General features: G+C 47.1%; 16 protein-coding genes. 10 read left to right on the top strand and 6 right to left on the bottom strand.

All coding sequences use genetic code 11. The annotated features are described in order from the left end of the window. The first annotated feature begins 10 nt into the window (after window positions 1-10). Together NIES2104_RS05965 and NIES2104_RS05970 are read left to right on the top strand one after the other, a co-directional pair. A complete protein-coding gene (locus NIES2104_RS05965; RefSeq protein ID WP_058996681.1) occupies window positions 11-892 on the top strand; it encodes an N-acetyltransferase in 882 nt (293 codons plus the stop codon). 67 nt (window positions 893-959) lie between these two features. Further along, a complete protein-coding gene (locus tag NIES2104_RS05970; protein WP_058996683.1) occupies window positions 960-1,346 on the top strand; it encodes a nuclear transport factor 2 family protein in 387 nt (128 codons plus the stop codon). Between the two features lie 167 nt (window positions 1,347-1,513). On the opposite strand, the gene NIES2104_RS05975 is transcribed toward NIES2104_RS05970, so the two are convergent. From NIES2104_RS05975 to NIES2104_RS05990, 4 genes are all read right to left on the bottom strand, one after another. Further along, window positions 1,514-1,924: a PIN domain-containing protein gene (locus tag NIES2104_RS05975; RefSeq protein ID WP_058996685.1), complete on the bottom strand. Its 411-nt coding sequence runs from the start codon at window positions 1,922-1,924 to the stop codon at window positions 1,514-1,516. Beyond that, window positions 1,921-2,121 carry a type II toxin-antitoxin system VapB family antitoxin gene (locus NIES2104_RS05980; RefSeq protein WP_058996687.1) on the bottom strand — a complete coding sequence of 67 codons (201 nt, stop codon included), beginning with the start codon at window positions 2,119-2,121 and terminating at the stop codon, window positions 1,921-1,923. Before NIES2104_RS05980 ends, NIES2104_RS05975 begins: the two co-directional genes overlap by 4 nt. 202 nt (window positions 2,122-2,323) lie before the next feature. Then, entirely contained in the window at window positions 2,324-4,864 is a 2,541-nt protein-coding gene (locus tag NIES2104_RS05985) for a filamentous hemagglutinin N-terminal domain-containing protein (protein ID WP_058996688.1), read from the bottom strand. Between the two features lie 25 nt (window positions 4,865-4,889). Further along, complete coding sequence (locus NIES2104_RS05990; protein ID WP_058996690.1) at window positions 4,890-7,313, bottom strand: CHAT domain-containing protein; 2,424 nt, start codon at window positions 7,311-7,313, stop codon at window positions 4,890-4,892. Between the two features lie 511 nt (window positions 7,314-7,824). Between NIES2104_RS05990 and NIES2104_RS05995 the strand changes: the two genes are divergently transcribed. The 8 genes from NIES2104_RS05995 (at window position 7,825) to NIES2104_RS06030 (ending at window position 16,815) form a co-directional block, all read left to right on the top strand. Continuing rightward, entirely contained in the window at window positions 7,825-8,520 is a 696-nt protein-coding gene (locus NIES2104_RS05995) for a response regulator transcription factor (RefSeq protein WP_263970914.1), read from the top strand. A gap of 149 nt (window positions 8,521-8,669) precedes the next feature. Continuing rightward, window positions 8,670-9,023, top strand: coding sequence for an NHLP leader peptide family RiPP precursor (locus tag NIES2104_RS06000; RefSeq protein ID WP_058996692.1), 354 nt, complete (start codon window positions 8,670-8,672; stop codon window positions 9,021-9,023). 243 nt (window positions 9,024-9,266) lie between these two features. After that, complete coding sequence (locus tag NIES2104_RS06005) at window positions 9,267-9,938, top strand: hypothetical protein (RefSeq protein WP_058996694.1); 672 nt, start codon at window positions 9,267-9,269, stop codon at window positions 9,936-9,938. 288 nt (window positions 9,939-10,226) lie between these two features. Further along, the gene (locus tag NIES2104_RS06010) at window positions 10,227-13,463 is read left to right on the top strand and encodes a type 2 lanthipeptide synthetase LanM family protein (RefSeq protein ID WP_058996696.1); all 3,237 of its coding nucleotides are present in this window, start codon (window positions 10,227-10,229) and stop codon (window positions 13,461-13,463) included. Window positions 13,464-13,506: 43 nt separating this feature from the next. Next, entirely contained in the window at window positions 13,507-14,484 is a 978-nt protein-coding gene (locus tag NIES2104_RS06015; RefSeq protein ID WP_058996698.1) for an aldo/keto reductase, read from the top strand. A 37-nt stretch (window positions 14,485-14,521) separates the two neighbouring features. Next, window positions 14,522-15,385, top strand: coding sequence for a C1 family peptidase (locus NIES2104_RS06020; protein WP_058996700.1), 864 nt, complete (start codon window positions 14,522-14,524; stop codon window positions 15,383-15,385). A 36-nt stretch (window positions 15,386-15,421) separates the two neighbouring features. Continuing rightward, window positions 15,422-15,703: a hypothetical protein gene (locus NIES2104_RS06025; RefSeq protein ID WP_058996702.1), complete on the top strand. Its 282-nt coding sequence runs from the start codon at window positions 15,422-15,424 to the stop codon at window positions 15,701-15,703. A 65-nt stretch (window positions 15,704-15,768) separates the two neighbouring features. Further along, window positions 15,769-16,815, top strand: coding sequence for a hypothetical protein (locus tag NIES2104_RS06030; RefSeq protein ID WP_058996705.1), 1,047 nt, complete (start codon window positions 15,769-15,771; stop codon window positions 16,813-16,815). Window positions 16,816-17,070: 255 nt separating this feature from the next. Here the strand turns inward: NIES2104_RS06030 and NIES2104_RS06035 are convergent, their stop codons facing one another. Continuing rightward, window positions 17,071-17,376, bottom strand: coding sequence for a hypothetical protein (locus NIES2104_RS06035; RefSeq protein ID WP_058996707.1), 306 nt, complete (start codon window positions 17,374-17,376; stop codon window positions 17,071-17,073). Between the two features lie 178 nt (window positions 17,377-17,554). Next, window positions 17,555-19,129, bottom strand: a complete 1,575-nt coding sequence (locus NIES2104_RS06040; protein WP_058996709.1) for a B12-binding domain-containing radical SAM protein — start codon at window positions 19,127-19,129, stop codon at window positions 17,555-17,557. Between the last annotated feature and the right edge of the window lie 229 nt (window positions 19,130-19,358).

The raw sequence follows: 19,358 nt of genomic DNA on the forward strand, positions 1-19,358 counted from the left end.
TTTAGACCCTATGACTGCTCCTGACTATGAGCGGTTAACATCCCCGATGTTTCGTTCCCAACTGAGCGCGATCCACGGATCTTTTGCCATCGGCGTACAACACCAATCGCAGCCCTGTGGGTTAATCTTAGCGGAGTATTCACACCGCGATCGACGCTCAAGAATCTGTTCTCTCTATGTCGAACCCGCTCATCGCCGCCGAGGATTGGGAAAAGCACTCCTCGATCGCATGGAGCAAACTTTAATCGATGCAGGTTGTGTCGAAGTCGAGTTACACTATACAGTCAACCTGATGACACCTGTGCTAGACCGAATTCTAGAGCAACTCAACTGGTCTCCAGGTGCTCCTTTTGGCTTAATGTGTGTCATCCAGAGGCATCTTGTTCAGAATGCTCCTTGGTTAAACTACCCATTACCCACTTCCTTGACCCCCTTTCCTTGGTCAGAATTGACGCTCCAAGACCGAGAAACCATTCAACAGCAACGCAGTAGTCTCTTGAACTATCCGCCTGAACTCTGCCCATTTCGTGAAGAACACCTAATCGAGCCGCGTTTTAGTTTCGGGTTGCGTCATCAAGGACAGGTTGTTGGCTGGAACATTGTGCATCGAATTGCTGTAGATACAGTGCGCTATAGTGCCCTCTATGTGAGACCCGATCTCCAGCCAGCAGGTCGAGCTATTCCACTGCTAGCAACTGCCGTCCGTCAACAGATTCAGGATCGACAAATCACAAAGGGGATCTTTATCGTCCTGCTGGATAATGCTGCGATGGTCAAGTTTGTGAAGCACCGTCTCTCTCCCTACCTGACTGAAATTCAACAAACCTGGAAAGCCAGCAAGGATTCGGTATCAGAAGGTTGCTGCTTGAAGTGCGTCCGAACCATTCTGTGAGCCAATGCCTAGGTTGGATACTCGATCGCGTACTATTAGAATTTAGCAATTCAGAAGGAGAGTCCTGATGTCCCCTGAGTTAATTCAAAATCTGGTGACTGCTTACTTTGACAATCTTCAATCCATGAACTTAGCTGGATGGGTGGAACTATTTACCGAAGATGCGCTTATCTGTGATCCGGTTGGCAAACCGCCGAGCAAAGCGCGTGAGAATGCTCCAGCTTTCTTTGGACTGCTCTCAATGGCGTTTGAGAAGTTAGAGCTTTCTCAGGACAATGTTTTTATTGCTGGCAATGGAGCCGCTGTAAAGTGGACGATGCGAGTGTTGGGAAAGAGCGGGAAGCCGGGAATGGGTGAAGGAATTAGTGTGTTTGCAGTGCACGAGTCCGGCAAGATTCAGCAGGTGTCTTCCTACTGGGATGATGCTGCGCTGATGGCTCAGATTAAGGGCTAGAGGGCACTGAACAGAAAATAGGGCAAAAGCTTGTGTCATGCTGCCTGGATGTGTCGCAACGAGCGTCACTTGTCCGTTGCGATCGCGAATCCATCCCTGTGCTTCCACGATCGCAAGATAACTTATTTTGAAACAACGATCGCTGATTGCTTATCGATCAGCCTGGTTTAGCTTTCAATGATCGCTAGAGAAACCGGAATGTGTGATTGAAAGTTCTGAAAATCGTTGTCTGTTGTCAGGATACTGTAATTGCGACGATGAGCAACAGCACATATCAGAAAATCAGTATTTGACCCCTGAATGCCATTACCACGGCAGATGTTAAAGAACTCTGCAGCGAGTTCGTAATCTTCAGTGACCAGTTCTAAGTCTGGGAAAGCACGAAGGTAGTCTCGCAGCCTTGTAAATTGTTCTGAACTCCGAACTCCAGAAAGGATCTCTTGGCGAATTGCGCCCAATAGGCTCACTCGGTCATCTGCGATCAAATCTTGCAGTTGAGTCACAACAGGGGAAGTGTCAGCGAGTGTTCTCCGACGCAAAGCCAACGACCAGACGGCAGTATCGACAATGAGGCTCATGCTTGCCGACGGTGTTGCTTGTAGTCGTAGTCTGGATCATAGTCAATCGTGCCAAAGAGGTCTAGCACTTTGAGACGCTTACGACGTTGAATATATTCGCGCAACGCGGTTTCGACTACAGCATCAGGAGTTGTCTGCTCGTCAAGGGCGAGTGCCTCTTGAAGCAAAGCATCGTTTATGTCGAGTGATGTCGCCATGATTGCACCTCAGCAACGATTAGTAAGCTCATTTTACAGCTTAGAGGGGCAGAACATGAGATTTCAGTTCGTTAAGGGTTCTCATCTGCAATATTCAGAATTACGCATGGTTCTGGTCTTTCTTGGGAGTTTGCCTCGCTCCAATTACTGCAATCGTGCTACTCGTCAAAAATTCAGCCAATCAGCGATCGCAGAAAAATCTTTACCGACAAGAGACGGAAGGCTGAGGAATTCCACTGGGATGATTGGCGACAAGGGCAATCGTTCCATCTCGATCGCGAATCCATCCCTGTGCTTCTACGATCTGAGGAGTCGGATCAGGGATTGTCGATCGAACTTGTCTTGGTGCTCGATCGTCTAACCAAACACTCTCGCCCATCAACGGTTGGCGCGGGTCTTCGGGCAATCCTCCGCGACCTGTAATCGCAAACGAATTGCCTTCATCCGCAGGACAGACCGCTGCAATTAATCCGCTCGTATCCTGTAGCTCTGTGGGTAACTGCACCAGTCCTTGGCTTGGATCAACATCTGGTCTGTTCAGCACGATCGTGCCACTGATGCCAAATTGCGAACTGGCGGTAATGCTGCTCAATCCGGTCGTGGTACTCGATCGCGGTTCAATGCCGAAGAGTCCTTGTGTGGTGATGCGAATGTTGCCGCCACGACCCGTGAAGGCATTGGCTGTGATATTACTGTTTTCTTCAGGCACAGCGACAATTAAATTGCTGTTTAAAGTAATATTGCCACCATCTCCACCAGCTTGATCCGTTCCCGCCGTGGTCGAGATGAAACTACCGCGTCGCAACAGCAGCAGGTCGGGCACTTGCAGGGTAATGTTACCTCCCTGTCCTGATGCCGTTTGTGCCTCAATCGATCCCTGGGTGTCGAGGCGAAGCTGTCGAGTCGTTACCTCTAAGTCGCCTGCTGCCCCCTGACCTTCAGAGGAGGTGGATAACTGCGCTCCATTCGTGATGGAAAATCGCTCGGTATTAATTGCGATCGTTCCTCCCTGACCGATCGCTCCAGATACCACCTGGCTACTAGCAGCGCTGCTAGATCCATTAGTGCCCACCCCATCGAAGGACACGGCATCTCTCGCCGTAATCGTGACATTTCCGGCATCTCCCCGTCCAAACGTGCTAGCGCTCACTGCCGCCCCGTTGGTAACAGAGAGCGTCCCGGTGGTGATGCTGACGTTTCCTCCCTGACCAATGCCTCTAGATCGTACCTGGCTACCAGCACCGCTGCTAAATCCATTGCTGCTCACGCCATCGAAGGACACAGCATTTCTCGCCATAATCGTGATATTTCCGGCATTACCTTGTCCACCCGCGGCAGCAACCACTGCCGCCCCGTTGGCAACAGAGAGCGTACCTGTGGTGATGGTGACGTTTCCTCCCTGACCAATGCCTCGAAATGCCACCGAGCTAAAAGCACCGCTGCCAAATCCATTGCTGTCCACCCCGTTAAAGGACATAGCATCGCTTGCCGTAATCGTGATATTTCCGGCATTGCCTTGTCCAGATGTGTTAGTAACCACTGCCGCTCCGTTGGTGAAAGAAAGTGTACCTGTGGTGATGGTGACGTTGCCGCCCTGACCGATGCCTCCAGATTGCACCGAGCTAAAAGCACCGCCGCTAAATCCATTGCTGTCCTCCCCATCGAAGGACACGGCATCGCTTGCCGTAATCGTGACATTTCCGGCATTGCCTCGTCCAAACGTGCTAGCGCTCACTTGCGTCCCGTTGGTGAGAGAAAGGGTGCCTGTGATAATGTTGATATTTCCAGCATTGCCTGTGCCGCCTGCTACAACTTGATTGGCAATTATCATTTCGTCGAGATTAATGGCTTCTGTGGCGTTAATGTCAATGTTTCCTGCTTGAGCCTCCACAGTCCCTAACCCTGCTGCGATGCCTGCTCCTACCAGTGTGCTGGCTCCAGTACCCGTGAAGTTACGAGCGGTAATCGCAATGCTGCCACCGCCGCCAGAACGAACATTGACGATCGCATCATTGTCGATCGAGACATCCCCCCTCGCTAATCCATCCGGTATGTTCAACCGCCATTCCTGCCCCTGCTGCCTCAGTCCCACCTCACCCGTTGCTGCCACCCCTGCCAATTCCACCCGTCCTCCAGGTGCAAGTAACTGTCCTCCCTCGATCGCGATATTGCCACCTGTCAGATTTAAGGTTTGACCATTCGGCACTTGTAAGATTGCTCCTTGCGATCGTACGTTTCCCGATCTATTCCCATACTGCAACCCAATCGGCGCACTAATCGTCAGTAACGGCGGAGCTTGGGGATCGCTGGCACTAAACCCGAATCCATTGTCAAACACTAAGCGGTCGGCGGTACTCGCGAGAAATGATCCCCCAAGTTCTAATTGAGCATTTGCACCAAATACGATTCCGTTCGGATTGATTAAAAATAGATTGGCAGTGCCATTTGCCCGAATCACTCCATCAATGTTAGAGGCATCACTTCCAGTCACACGAGTAATGATGTTAGTGATCGTCGGAGTATTGTTAAACGAAGCGCTGCCGCCCGTGGGAATCGAGAACTGTTGAAAGCTATGAAATAAGTTGCTGCCTCGAATTGCGCCACCATCGATTTGAGTATCAGCAGTGCCGGACACTTGCGATTGCTCTCCCACAGGCAAGGTCAAATCCGGTACAACTTGAGCGAAAGCGCGATCGCTTAATCCAGCCATTAGCCCTAATACGAGCATCCAAAACCGAATCATAGTACATCCCCAATTTTGTAGTTGCTTATTGCCAGTTGCCGACCAATACGAACGGTGCCCAATAGAAAGGTTGTTGATAATCGGGCGATCGCAATAATGTCAATTGTGCTTGACGTAATGCTTCCGCTCTTGTCATTCCTGGTTTGCGGAGTGATTCATAGAGTTGAGTCATTAGTAAAGCAGTCGAATTATCTTGAACTGACCAAAGGGTTGCGATCGTACTTCGTGCCCCAGATCGTACTGCCACTCCCGCGAGTCCTAAAGCCGCTCGTTTATCTCCCGCCGCAGTCTGACAGGCACTTAGAATTAATAGCTCGATCGGTCTACGATCGCGGCGATTGCGACCTTCTAGAAGTTGGTCAAACTCTTTTACATTAATCCGCCCGTCCCAAGTCAACAAGAAAGTATTTTCCGCCTCAGAGGAGAACTGTCCGTGTGTGGCAAGATGTACGATCGGAAAAGGAACCGACTCGACTTTGCCTTCAAACTGGGTGCGCGTAAAGGCTTGGTTTAGTAAAACGTTTGTCGGAACTAATGTAGAAATTTGCTCCATTTCTTTCACCACACCCGGAAGCGGTGAAAATCCTTGACGAGCTTCGGATACTCCACCTGCTAGGGTTTGCAACTGGTCTGAGGGGACTGATTCGGCTGGAGAGCGACGTTGCCAGCGAGGAGGTAACAGTTGCAATCCAGGAGATAGCGCAATGCTGTATTGTTCAATTAGGTACTGTTGACCATCATGTAAAGCTGCGATCGGAACTCCTCGCAGAACACCATCTAGAACAAACACCAGAGTTTTGACTTGACTCTGGGCGAGATCTTTTGCAGCGGGACGAATGAGCAAATCGTAGAGTTTCTGATTTGGGCGGAGTGGATCTGAGGTTGCAATGAATGGGTTGAGGTTGGCAAAAAGATCATCAAAGGATTTCTCGATCGTACTAACATCTGAAGGGACAGAGGGCGTATAGTACCGCAGCAGTTGACCTGGTAACGACACAATCACGGCTAATCGATCGGGTAGCAGAATTGAGTAAATAACGGCTGCATTTCGATCGACTTGATCGATCTGTTCAGGTCTAACATCGACACAAGCTTCTCGAAAGAAATTGTTGAGTTCTGCGAGTTGGAGGGCTTCAATGACTTCTCTGGCTCGTTGTAGCGTGGGTTGGTTCGGATTGTCCTGTAATAGCAATTGCACCAATTGGCGGTAAACTGGCTCGACTTGCTCCCGAAATGAAAACTGCACCTCCGGGTTCATCGCAACCAAATCGCCCCGTAGGATCGAGAGCGTATCGACTGCTTGATTGTAAGCCGCGATCGCATCGGGGATCTGTCCTTGCTGCTTCAGCACTCGTCCTAACTGCCACTGCCAAGAGACTGTAATATCATTCGCTTGAATTGTTTGAGCAATTTGGAGCGCTTGTTTCGTGACCTTCTGAGCCTCTGACCACTGCTGCCGTGTTTCGTAGAGATGACCTAATTGCCCTAACGCGTAAGCTTCTGCTCTCGAATCTTGAAGTTTTCGCGCTTGTTGGGTGGCATTGACAAGCAGTTGTGCAATTTCTCTTTGATCCTGGTTGCTCATTTTCGTCAAGCTTTCTGCTAGATTCACTTGAGCGTAGATTGCTGCACGATTTAGAGGTAAATTCTTGATCAGCGATCGTATTTCTGCCAACAAAGAAGCTTGAGCGGAGGTTGAATTTGTTTCGGCTATCAGGCTCAACTGATTTAGCTTGGCTTGCGATCGCGTTAGAGCATCTGGGGCTAGAGTAGCGGCTTGTTGATAGAAAGCGATCGCTTCATTCGTCGCATTTTTTCTACTGTCTTTTTGCTCTCGTTGCTTGAGTGCCCTAGTAACATTTCCCAAGGCTAATAGCGTATGACTCCGACCCGCATTCATGTTCAGGCGCTGAGAAATTAGTAAACTTGACTGCAAAACGGTTTGAGCTTCTTTGAGATCACCCACTCGAAACCGGGTGATCCCCAAGCTTCTGAGTCCATCAGCTTTCAGAGCGGAATCTGGCAACCCTTGCAGTTGGGCATTGATTTGCTCTAAGATTGTTCTAGCGCGTCGATATTGACCTAGAGATTGCAGGGCTTGCACTTGGTTTAGCTGACTTCCGAGTGTGCCCAGTTTGTCCCCTGCTTGTTCGTATGCTGCTTCGGCTTGCTTCCAGGTGTCGATCGCGGCTTCAGCTTGTCCGGCTGCCAGTTGATTTGCACCTTGGGTGTTTAGTGTTTGGGCACGAACCAGTGCTGTCGAAGTGTTTGGGGTTTGGGAGATGAGCGCAGGACTAGAGTGATTGGGTGCGATCTGAGCAATTCCTTGAGCATCTGAGAAAAAGCTCCAAGCGATGACACAGAGGAATGGTAGCAATGCAAGAGTTGCCAGATACCAAATTTTTGGTAGCCGTACTTTTGTTGCAGGCACTCGCTTTCGTTGTTCCACCGTGCACCTCCTGTAATTGGACTTCAGCGATCGATACTCTGGAGCGTGTTTTAGAATCTTCTGACTGCGTTGTCCACCCGCCCCGGAATGGAATTCGGGGCTAACAGAACGAAGTCCGCGCTCTGGGGACTAAAAGCCAATTCGAGTCTCTTCAGTCCTTTTCAAAGGACTTCGCACGATTAGCCCCGAATTCTATTCCGGGGCGGACGTGAACGAAGCGAGAAGCTTTAAATCACAATCCAGCCCAGAGATTAGAACAACATAGTATTGAAATTGCTTTCATCTATTCAATCAGGAGTAGCCCATTTTTTCAAGATACGTTCTAAATGCTACAATTAACCAACTTAGATACTGGTTCTGTTCAAGCAACATTTTGCCTCTTCAACATCAGTACTCATTGTTACAAAAAACACCAGCATGAACTTTAACCCTGAAAAGCATATGAGGTTTTAGATGAGATTTATGGATTTGAAAAATTAAGTCGATCGCTCAAGGTAAAGGGGTGACTAAAATGCTCTTTTCCATTAACCCCATGATTACCTCAGAACTGCATCCTACTACCAAGATTAGAAGTTCGACCATTCGGGTTCTATTAATTGATCCGCAGAGTCTCATGCGTACCGGACTGCAAGCAATGTTAGAGATAGAGACTGACTTGCAAATTGTAGGTAGTCTGGATCATGCAGAAAGCGCGATCGTACAACTTCAGGTTTTGCGTCCCGATGTTGTGTTAATGGATAGCTTAGATGGCTGGACTGCGATTCGATCCATCCTCAATCAGTTGCCATCGACAAAAGTTTTAGCACTGAGTACCTACGAGCGAGATGCTGATATTCTTCAAGCAATGCAAGCAGGTGCAAAAGGATATTTGCTGAAAAATATGCCTGCTCTAGAACTTGCAAAGGCAATTCGTCTTGTTCATTGTGGCTATAGTCAGATGGCTCCAGGATTGATGGAAAAGCTGCTTGCTTATGTCTCAGCTTTCACCAATGTTAGGGATCAACTAGGAATAGAGGAAGTCATGCTCACATCCAGGCAACAGGATATCTTGCGCCTGATTGGTCAAGGTTGTACAAACCGCGAAATTGCGTTTGAGCTAAATCTTTCAGAAGGAACGATCAAAACCTATGTGACGCAATTGTTGAACCGTCTGTCTCTTCGTAATCGATCGCAGCTTGCTATCTATGCAATGTCCATCGTTCTCTAGACGAAAGTAAACACAGAGTATTCTACTTCGTTCAGTTCAAGTCGAGACGTTCTTCAGATGTTTCTTTCCCGATGAATCTCTAGGATAAAGACATGAAGAACAGCAAAGACTGAACTTCAATCCAACACACATTCCATAAGGAGAAACTCATGCCTACTAACATTGACTCCCGCAAAGATGTCGAAACTCAAATCGTCGCTCATGCTTTGAAAGACGATTCATTCAAGCAACAACTGCTCAACAATCCTGATGCTGCAAAGGCAGAAGTTGAAAAGCTGCTGGGGCAAAAGGCGCAACCTGGCTTTAAAGTGCAGGTACTTCAAGAGACTGCTGACACCGCATACATTGTTTTACCCTATGTTCCTTCGACCGAAGGAATGACAGAAGAGCAGTTGGAAGCAGTGGCAAGCGGTACAGTCTCGATCGGCGGTAATCTCCAGGTACCCTGTATTCTTGGGTCGGCAACCTTTACCAGTGGCATCAATATCCAAGCTGGTTTATAAAACAGGGTTCTGTGTAGGGGCAGATTTTGCTGAAATCACTGCAAAACGAGCATAGCCTTGCTCAACCTGCTCTTACACGCTCGATTCCACCACCGCTCAACCTGCTTCATTTAGCTCACCCTAACTGAAGACGGAAATTGCTCAACTGTAAACCGCGATCGCTGATCTTGAGAGTGCCGTTCACCTTGGCTGAATCAGGACTGCGATCGCAGTTCAAACCCCATTACTAACCTGGAGTTGTTTATGGATAGAGAGAAGTTTTACGATCGTGTGCGGAATAATTTATTTGGTGGCAGACTGCGTCAGTCACAAGTCGAGGGGATGGAAGCAATTCTAAATTTTTGGGAAGCGCCACCGATCGCTCCAACCGGAGAATTCAAAATCAATTGGGATATTCGCAGTCTCGGTTGGTTAGCTTATATGCTGGCAACGGTCTACCATGAAACTGCTTTCACGATGCAGCCGATCGATGAAGTTGGTAGCGTGGAGTATTTTACTGAGCGGTACGAAGGTTGGGATGAGTTGGGCAACAATCAACCAGGCGACGGTGCTAAGTTTCATGGACGTGGATATGTACAGCTTACCGGGCGTAGAAACTATACAACCATGACTCCCATCGTTCGTCAGTTTTATCCAAACTGCCCAGATTTCACCGTTGATCCTGATGCCGTGAACAATCCCAAATTCGCCGCAGTCATTCTGTTCTATGGTATGTTCATGGGTTCTTTCACAGGACATGCGTTGAAGCATTACATTGGTGATCCTGACAAAGGGCAGAAAGTTGATTTTTACAACGCTAGGAGAATCATTAACGGACTTGATCGAGCTAAATTAATTGCAGATTATGCCGTTAAATTCAACACCGCACTAGAGGGTGCTGATGCTAAGAGCAAGCCGCTTTCTTCAGCCATCTAAGAGGGTGTTTGAAAAGTATAAAAAGTCTCTTCGCTTCGATTGCCTCCCGCCCTGAAATGAATTTCGGGCTAATGGTGGAAAGTCTACTGAAGTAGACTAAGAGGCAGTTTCAGGTTCTTAGTTCATTTCAATGGACTTGCGCCGATCAGCCCGAAATTCATTTCAGGGCGGGACGTTGCAACGAACGAAGACTTTTCAAACACTCTCCAAGATACAGACCTTAGATTGCTCGAACTTTAGCACTGATTCAGCCTAACCGTCGTTGATGCAACAGTGAGTTGAGGAAATATGCAAATCACCCAAGAAGATCTGATCAAAATTGTAGAACAAGCCAGTACAATCCCCGAACGATTGGGAACTGAGTTTTTACCCAACTCAATGCAAATCGACAACAGCACCATTGATTCGCGGATAGACCATTGGTGTCAAACTGTAGCTCAAGGAAACCCAGCACAATTTGAAAAGCGGCTCACTTGGGATGATTTGGATTTAAGCAAGATTCGTCAGGCACTAGGTTCTGTTCATCTAGCTAACCCGCAAAATCTACCAGCTTGGGCAGAAACCTTAAGAGCAGTTTTGGAATCTATTGATTTAGATTCTGTGCTTGCTTTAGACAAAAATCTCTTAGAGGAAAAGTATCCTTTAGATGCCAAACAACCGCTTCCGTTTGAGGAACTGTCTTTGCCATTCATTGACTTTGCTCGGCAAACATTAATGGCTCGATCAGGTTTTAACTATTTCCTACTTTCAGCCGAATCTCATGCCACTTTAGAGCGATCGCTGCTTCAGTCGTTGACGTTGCTCTGTTCCCAAGCAATGGGAGATGATTTTCTGGTGTTTCGGCTCTATGAACAACCTTGCTTAATTCGTCAAATTGGGCAACTAGAGGGTAGCCATTCCACCGAGCAATACGATAAATTTATTCGGAAAATGTTGGCAGGCGAACTGCTCAATTTTTTTCAAGAATACGCTGTATTAGCTCGACTGGTCGCGACACTCACCGATTTTTGGGTCAATCACTTCAGCGAATTCCTGCAACGATTAGCTTCAGACTGGTCAAATATTCAGGTTACTTTTCAAGGCGGCGCAGAACTCGGACAAGTCGTAAGCATTCAGCCTGGTCTTTCTGATGCTCATCACAATGGGCGATCGGTAATCAAACTGACCTTTGCTTCTGGATTAAAGCTAATTTATAAGCCCAAAGACTTAGGTTTAGAGGAAGCTTATTTTCAGCTAGTGTCTTGGTTGAATGAAAATGGAATTCCTCAGCCATTGAAAGTCCTTCAGTTAATCAATTGTTCGGGTTATGGTTGGGTTGAATACGTCGAACATTGTCCTTGTCCTGATCAAGCAGCCGTGGCGCGGTATTACCAACGAGCAGGAATGCTGTTGTGCTTGCTGTATTCACTCTCAGGTACAGACTTTCATCAAGAGAATATTATTGCTTGTGGAGAGCATCCCGTCCCGATCGATTTAGAAATGCTGATGTCTGCGGTCGCTCGGCAGGAAGAAAGCTCAGAGATTACCGCGAACGCTGTATCTATGGCTTTTGATCAGTTTACTTACTCGGTACTAAGCACTAGCCTTCTGCCAAGTTGGGAATTGGGACGAGACGGAGTTGCTTATGATATGAGTGGTTTAGGTGGATTTGGGGATCAACCGACCAATTTTCACAGGCTGGTATGGCGAAATATCAACACAGATGGTATGGTATTGCATCGAGAAGATGTTAAAACGCGATCGTGCTCCAATGTCGTGATTCTAAACGGCGTACGAGTATCACTGAGCGATTATGCAGAAGAACTGGTGGAAGGATTTCGCCAGATGTATCAGTTCCTGATCGCCCACCAAGACACTCTTTTAGCTGCGAATAGTTCATTGATCGTGTTAGCACATCAACGAGTCCGTTCTATTTTTCGTGCGACTCAAGTTTATACTTCGCTGCTTGCAGAAACACTACAGCCCAAATTTCTTAGAGATGGTGCTGAACGGAGTATCGCATTAGATGTTCTTAGTAAATCACTCCTCAAATATGAGAAAAAACCAAATAGCTGGAAGATTGTCGCAGCAGAGCAACAAGCGCTAACTCATCTCGATATTCCATTTTTTAGCACTCATCCCGATCGCTATGATTTAACGATTAGCGCTGATCAGTCAGTCAAGCATTATTTTGTGGAGTCAAGCTATGACCACATTGTGACTCGATTCCGTCAACTGAATGAAACTGATTTAGCACAGCAGATTGGTTTTATTCGCAGTTCGTTGTACACAAATTTTGCAGGCAATTTTGCATCTCCGCTCTCTGAGAAGCCTATACTGAACCTTGATGCCATTGAACCGATCGCTAAAAAAACATTGATCCAGCAAGCAGAAGCGATCGCTCTAGAGTTACAAACTCGTGCAATCTGTGCGCCTGACGGTAGCGTGACGTGGATCGGAATGAGCTATCTACCCGAAGCTGAACGGCTACAACAAATGCCAATGGGCTATGACCTTTATGATGGAACGTTTGGAGTTGCTCTGTTTCTATCTGCATTAGAAAAAGTGACCGGAAATGGAAAATTTCATCGTTTAGCTTTAGGTGCACTGCAACCTTTATTCAACCTTCTGCAAATCTCGAATCCGTTGCACAAGCAGGCTATTCTGAGAAAAATTGGTGTAGGTGGAGGAAAGGGTTTCGGCTCAATTCTCTATACGTTGGTGCGGAGCAGTCAGTTTTTAGCAGAACCGATGCTTTTGAATGAAGCTCAATCTATTGCCTCTGTCATCATACCAGAACTGATCGCGAACGATCGCAAGTTTGACGTGATCTCTGGGACAGCGGGGACTATTTTAGGATTGTTAGCGCTGCATCAAGCAACATTCAATCCAGCAGTTCTAGAACAGGCAGTCCTCTGTGGCTATCATTTATTGAATCACCGTACCGTGAGTGATAGAGGTCTGAAAGCATGGAAAACCTTGAATGGGGAAGTTTTGACGGGCTTTTCTCACGGTGCGGCGGGCATTGCCTACAGTTTGCTGCGATTGTATGAAGTGACTCAAAATGCCGAGTTTTTAGCCGCTGCTACTGAAGCGATCGCTGATGAACAAAGCGCCTTTAGGGAAACCTCAGAATTTGCGACGAGTTGGTGTAATGGTGCTCCTGGTATTGGTTTAGCTCGTTTAGGGAGCTTGGCAATTTTAGAGACGGATGAGATTCGGCAAGAAATCGCGATCGCGCTGCAAACAACACAGAAGCTCGGAATCCAAGACATTGATCATCTCTGTTGCGGCAACTTTGGGCGGATTGAAACGCTGCTAGTTGGAGCGATTCAACTCAAGCAACCAGAACTTGCAGAAATTGCTCAAAAGCAAGCAGCGTGGATTGTAACTAGAGCGATCAATACAGGTTCTTTTCAGCTATTTCCCAAGCTTTTCAGAGGAATTTATAATCCTGGTTTCTTTCAAGGATCTGCTGGAATTGGGTATGAATTGCTGAGATTAGCACATCCAGAACAGCTTCCTTCGGTATTGCTGTGGCAGTAATCTTACTCTGCTTGTCAAAACACCTTTACACACGGCTAGTGCGATGAACGTATCATTACCAACCGTCAACAAATTACCGACAACCGATTTACCGTTTTACCGCAAACTTGGACGAACCGATCTCACCGTTAGCTGTCTCGGTTTGGGTGGTGGGTGTGGCATTTCGAGCGACGATACCCTTTATGCTTTCGAGCAGGGAATCAACTATTTCTTCTATTCCAGTGATCTACACCACTTCATGTATAGTTCTATGTCTGGTGCATTGCGTCAGATGTGTGGGCGTGGCTCTTCAGTGCGTGAGCAAGTGGTATTAGCAACCGTCACTTATATCAAAAATCCAGAGGCAGCGATCGCGGTTTTGCTGGATCAATTTATCGAACTGGGAATTGATTACATCGATATCTTGTTTTGGGGTTGGATCGGTACTAATGATAGCAAAGCGCTACAAGATTGCTTACAGATCTCCAATGAGTTAAAGCGCCCAGATTCTTTTTATCAGAATGCGATCGAACAATTCATGGGGACATCAGAGCGATTAAAAAAGATGGGAGCAGTCCGTTATATTGGTGCTTCTTTTCACGATATCCATTTAGCGCAGCAATGGTTAAATAGTCCGCTGCTCGATGTTGTGATGGTGCGGCACAATGCAGGGCATCGGTTTGCCCAAACCCAAATTTTTAACCAACTCAGTTCTGCGGATACTGAGCGTTCTGGAATTGTCACCTTTAAATCGACAAGCTGTCGGACTGGAAATCTCTGGCAGCAACCAGAGGGTTTACCAAGTGACTGCTGGCGACCTCAAGCCCCAGATTTGTATCGTTATTCTTTGAGCCAAAACTGTGTCGATGTTTGCTTGACCGGATTAAGGAACAAAGAAGAGATTGATGCCGCGATCGCAGGTGTGAGACAAGGAAAACTGACCTTGGACGAAATTGAATACCTCAATGTCTACGGAGACTTACATCAAAATCGTCTGCGAGTTCAAAATATCCCGATCGAGAAGCTACTTTATCGGGCTTAGTTTCGAGCAAATCGTTACTCTAATTGAGGTGAAAACTATGAATGAACTGCAAAATCTACAGCTAACACAGCAAAACGGGGCGGGATGGGTTCCAGACCCTGATGATGAGCGAGACAGAACGAATTACATTGAAATTTTGAGTGATCTACCCACATCAGTAGATTTGCGAGAATGGTGTTCCCCGATCGAGAACCAAGGTAACATCAATTCTTGTACTGCCCACGCAGCGATCGCATTAGTAGAGTATTTTGAGCGTCAAGCATCCGGGAAGCACTTGGATTTATCTCGGTTGTTTCTCTATAAAGTGACCAGAAACTTGCTTCGCTGGACAGGAGACAAAGGAGCAAATCCTAGAACCACGATCAAAGCTTTAGCACTGTTTGGGTCGATCGCAGAAGAATACTGGGCTTATGAAGAAGCAAAACTAGACGAGGAGCCTCCTGCTTTTTGCTATGCCTTTGCGAGTAATTACCAAGCTCTAGAGTATTACCGAATTGACATTAAAGGCAGAACTAGAGACGTGGTTTTGCAACAGATTAAAGCAAATTTAGCAGCGGGTCGTCCTTTAATGTTTGGTGCAATTTTGCATCATAGCAGCATGCAGCAAGCGACGAAAACGGGGATGATTCCGGTTCCTGTGCAGTCTGATCCGATGTGGGGCGGTCACACAATGGCAGCCGTGGGATACGACGACACCATCAAAATTAAAAATACTGATCCGACAGGAACAGAAACAACCGGAGCCATTCTCATTAGAAACTCATGGGGGCTTGAATGGGGCGATAAAGGCTATGGTTGGCTTCCTTATGAGTATGTCTTAAGACCCTTATCGAATGATTGGTGGACAGTGCTGAAGTCCGAATGGGTAGATACTGGAAAGTTTGATGCCAAGAAATCGTGACGCGATGGAATCATTCACTTCATACAGGAGATCACAATGACGACAACTCAAGAATCGCTTTCGACAAACAAACCCGCACCGAAAAGCATCTTCGCTAGTAGAACGTTTTGGGGCGCAATGCTAACACTGGTTGTTGCGATCGCGCCCAAGGTCGGTGAGATGGTTGACAACAAAAAGGTTGATGGAGCAAGCATCTCTCAGCTTATCGTGCTGTTTGGAACAACGACACTGACAATCATCGGGCGGGTTGAAGCGAAACGACCGATTTACACACCTGATGGGGTGCCAGGTCCAAACAAGTCAGATCTTGCACAGTAATCAAAAGCAATGGATAAGCTATATAGCTTATCCATTGCCACTTCTACAATGGTCTAGGAGCCGCAATGCTAAAGACATCATTGCCCAATCGCAATTTGAATGACAATGATCTCCTTGAAACTGCTCTAAAAAGTTATCGGCTTGGTCGCACTAAACCGATTCAGTTTGTATTAAAGCAGTATGGAGACTTCTTCACTCACGGGTTATACCTGCGGATGATGTGCCGTTTATCGCAGGAAGACTATGCGATTATCCAGCAAGCAGCCAGCGTTCGTGAAACTGCTGTAATGGCGATCCGCTGTGGAGAGTTTGTGAGAGCGGAGCAGCTTTTTGCAGAAATACGCACCTCGATCGAAGCTAATTTGCTGTCACCAGAAGGCAGTTTGCTACATCAATCTTTTCTTGAACAGGCTGAAGCTTACCTCGATTATCGCAAGGGTGACTTTGACCAAGTTTACACTCGCACATTGGCTGCTTTAGCGATCGATGTCGTCTTAGAAAAAGAGTACGGATACGAAATGATGCATATCCACCGCATTCAACTTCTGCACAATCTTGTGCGGACTGAGGCAAGACGAATGCGCTATGATCGTGCGATCGAGCTTGCTGCTCAACTGCTGGCTTACCTGGAAGGGACATTAAAGGGTTTGCCATTTCCAGGAGTCTGGGGTTTTGAGTCTGTCATCTCTCAGCCCGAAGAACTTGTAGCAGCAACCTTTGCACAAATCGCGAGTGAAATCGCTGTGATTCTGGCAGGAAAACCTCATCAGTTCGCTAGAGAGTTACTAGCAGTTGTCAGGCATTACATTCCCGCACAATTACAGAAACATCATCACGGACATCCACGAGCTTATGATTGGTTTCTGCTTAAGGAGTCGTTTTTAGAAAACGATATTGCTACCTTTTTAGAACGATCGTCTCACTTCCTAGCAGAGGGACGTACTGATACACCACTGCTTTGGTATGCTACTGTCGCGGATGTGGTCGCATTGTGTAACGATTTTGATCAACCTTACGCGTTTCGGGTAAGGCAAGAAGTTGCTACCGATGCTACTAACTGGAAACTGCTTCCGCAAGCATTATCTGTTCTACTTGACATTCAGGCGAACTGATTCAGAACTATCTCACTCAAGATTTGAATTCGCGATCGTGATTTTTGCAAGAATTGACGACAGGTGACAGAACTTTGCACACTTCGATCGAGCAGAGTGGAACAATCAATCCGCTCTGCCAGGGCGTGCTTTAAACCTTTTCGCTTTGTTCATGTTCGCTCTGAAATAGAATTCGGAGAGCTTTCTGCTAAATGCTTACAATAAATCAGAGCAGATTGTAAGTCCACTCTGAGTAACTTAAGAATTTACGTTAAATTACACTTGCCCAACCAGGGATTGAATTTCAGAAAGCTTGCCAATACTGATAGGCATCGTGAACCTACCGAGTGCAACATGATCAGAGCTGTCCGGTTTATAATGAACCCAGAATGCAAGCTTCGGGGGCAACCCTGCGATCAGCCCAAATCCTTCAAATCGATAATCCTGATTTCCTTCAATGTCAGTGATGTCTGCTCCGAATTTGAGCGCTGGCGGTAAACCTTTCGCGGTACAAGTGTTGTTGATTGTGTCGATCGTTTGATGAGAATTCGCAAGAATTGTCAAAATAGTAGCGACGGGCATAAGAATCTCCTTGTTCTGGTAATCGTTGTGGTGCTGAACTATGCCTATCTTAGAGATTGAACTGAGGAGAAACATCTGGAGATCGTCTTAACTCGTGTTAAACGAAATAAGACAGGTCTGATTAACTTTCGTCGTACCTACTAAATCTTCCAGGCAGTCCCACCATTCAAAGACTACGCTAAACGACTGCAACGGGTTGGTTGAGTTGATGAAGTGGGTCATGCCCGATTTGCTGCGCGATTCGCTCTCTTGCTAAACAGCGATACTCAGCAAAATGCTCTCCGGCTGCACACAATCCAAAATAGAGATTTAGCGATCGCGGTCTGCGAATGATCATTTCCCAGAGTTGTTGCCAAAACTGAGCGCGAATCTGACTTCGACGAATGCCCTGGAGCCAAACCACCTGTAGCATCAATCGCAGCCCCTTCTGAAGTGGGAAATGCAGATTCTGCCGCAGCCGTGGATTCGGAGTTAGGTTTAGACAGTGCTGAAAACAACGCTTGAGATAGTTCGCCGGTTCATACAGCGTCCACAGCGTTGTGATGTAGTCTTGAGCAATTTCATCGAGCGATCGCGTCGGATGAAAATTCATCAAGGTATTTTGATCGCCCACTTCCAAAAGGTCTTGTTCGGTGCGTCGCAAGCGGTTCTCGCGCTTCAACCGTTCCCATAAGTCGGTGTTGGGAAGCGCCTGAAGAATGCCTAACATCGGTTGAGGAATCTGAGTTTCTTCAACAAAGGCTCGAATGCGATCGCCCGCTCCCGATCGTTCTCCATCAAATCCCAAAATAAACCCTGCATAAATCAACAATCCTGCTTGTGTGATCGCCTGACAAGCTTGGGCGAGCGGACTGCGAGTGTTTTGATATTTGCGAGTCGTTTGCAAACTCTCTTGATCCGGTGTTTCAATTCCCAGAAATACGCCGTAGAAGCCTGCTTGCACCATCAATTCTAAGAGTTCTGGATCATCAGCCAGATTCACTGAAGCTTCAGTAACGAAGGTAAACGGATAGTCATGAGACTCCATCCACGGAATCAGTTCTTTCAGAAATCGTTTGACGTTGCGCTGATTGCCAATAAAGTTGTCATCGACAATAAACACCGACCCGCGCCAACCGAGATCATAAAGCACTTGCAGTTCTGCGATCGCTTGCTGCGGTTCCTTTGTTCGGGGTTTGCGACCGTAGAGGGTAATAATGTCACAGAATTCACAGTTAAACGGACACCCACGCGAAAACTGAATCGACATCATCAAATACGCCTCTAGGTCGAGTAAATCAAACCGAGGAAGCGGACTAATCGTGACATCGGGCTTTTCTGGACTGCGGAAGACTCCTTGTTCTGCGCCGGTTGCCATGGCATCCACAAACTGTGGAACCGTCATTTCTCCTTCATCTAACACTAAGTAATGAGCGCCCGAAGCGATCACTTCTTCTGGAACCGAAGTCGGATAAGGACCCCCCACCGCAACTTTCTTCCCTCGGTCAACCGCTGTTTGAATCAGTGCATGAAAATCTGTTCTTTGTGCCAGCATCGCCGACAAAACCACCAAATCACACCAGTCCCAGTCGTCGTCGGTTTCGAGTCTCACATTACGATCGCAAAACCGCACTTCCCACTCGGACGGCAATAGTGCTGCAACCGTGAGAATTCCCAGCGGTGGAATAAAAGCTTTCAGTCCTGCCATCTGGATAAAGCGATCGTAAGACCAAAACGTTTTCGGAAACTTAGGATAGAGCAGAAGTACTTTCATATCAATTCCTAGCTAAAATTGGCGGCAATCGTACAGCACATCGTCTGAAGCGACCAAAGGGAATACGCTGCCCTTTGCAGTAGGAGTTGTGAAAAATCTAGTACTTTATTCTGCGATCGGTTTTCGAGTCATGTTGAAGAAGGTCACAATTTTTAAGATTAACATTCACATCGCTTAGAGGATGTTTGAAAAGTTGTCGTTCGTTGCCACGTCCCGCCCTGAAATGAAT

The sequence above is a fragment of the Leptolyngbya sp. NIES-2104 genome (assembly GCF_001485215.1).
In the GTDB taxonomy this organism is placed as follows: Bacteria; Cyanobacteriota; Cyanobacteriia; order Leptolyngbyales; family Leptolyngbyaceae; genus Leptolyngbya.

Excerpts from the sequence above, each read along its gene's own strand:
- NIES2104_RS06020 (WP_058996700.1), top strand. The coding sequence starts at position 14,522 with ATGAATGAACTGCAAAATCTACAGCTAACACAGCAAAACGGGGCGGGA.
- NIES2104_RS06005 (WP_058996694.1), top strand. The coding sequence starts at position 9,267 with ATGGATAGAGAGAAGTTTTACGATCGTGTGCGGAATAATTTATTTGGT.
- NIES2104_RS05980 (WP_058996687.1), bottom strand. The coding sequence starts at position 2,121 with ATGGCGACATCACTCGACATAAACGATGCTTTGCTTCAAGAGGCACTC.
- NIES2104_RS06015 (WP_058996698.1), top strand. The coding sequence starts at position 13,507 with ATGAACGTATCATTACCAACCGTCAACAAATTACCGACAACCGATTTA.
- NIES2104_RS06000 (WP_058996692.1), top strand. The coding sequence starts at position 8,670 with ATGCCTACTAACATTGACTCCCGCAAAGATGTCGAAACTCAAATCGTC.
- NIES2104_RS05965 (WP_058996681.1), top strand. The coding sequence starts at position 11 with ATGACTGCTCCTGACTATGAGCGGTTAACATCCCCGATGTTTCGTTCC.
- NIES2104_RS06010 (WP_058996696.1), top strand. The coding sequence starts at position 10,227 with ATGCAAATCACCCAAGAAGATCTGATCAAAATTGTAGAACAAGCCAGT.
- NIES2104_RS05975 (WP_058996685.1), bottom strand. The coding sequence starts at position 1,924 with ATGAGCCTCATTGTCGATACTGCCGTCTGGTCGTTGGCTTTGCGTCGG.
- NIES2104_RS05970 (WP_058996683.1), top strand. The coding sequence starts at position 960 with ATGTCCCCTGAGTTAATTCAAAATCTGGTGACTGCTTACTTTGACAAT.
- NIES2104_RS06035 (WP_058996707.1), bottom strand. The coding sequence starts at position 17,376 with ATGCCCGTCGCTACTATTTTGACAATTCTTGCGAATTCTCATCAAACG.
- NIES2104_RS06025 (WP_058996702.1), top strand. The coding sequence starts at position 15,422 with ATGACGACAACTCAAGAATCGCTTTCGACAAACAAACCCGCACCGAAA.
- NIES2104_RS05995 (WP_263970914.1), top strand. The coding sequence starts at position 7,825 with ATGCTCTTTTCCATTAACCCCATGATTACCTCAGAACTGCATCCTACT.
- NIES2104_RS06040 (WP_058996709.1), bottom strand. The coding sequence starts at position 19,129 with ATGAAAGTACTTCTGCTCTATCCTAAGTTTCCGAAAACGTTTTGGTCT.
- NIES2104_RS05985 (WP_058996688.1), bottom strand. The coding sequence starts at position 4,864 with ATGATTCGGTTTTGGATGCTCGTATTAGGGCTAATGGCTGGATTAAGC.
- NIES2104_RS06030 (WP_058996705.1), top strand. The coding sequence starts at position 15,769 with ATGCTAAAGACATCATTGCCCAATCGCAATTTGAATGACAATGATCTC.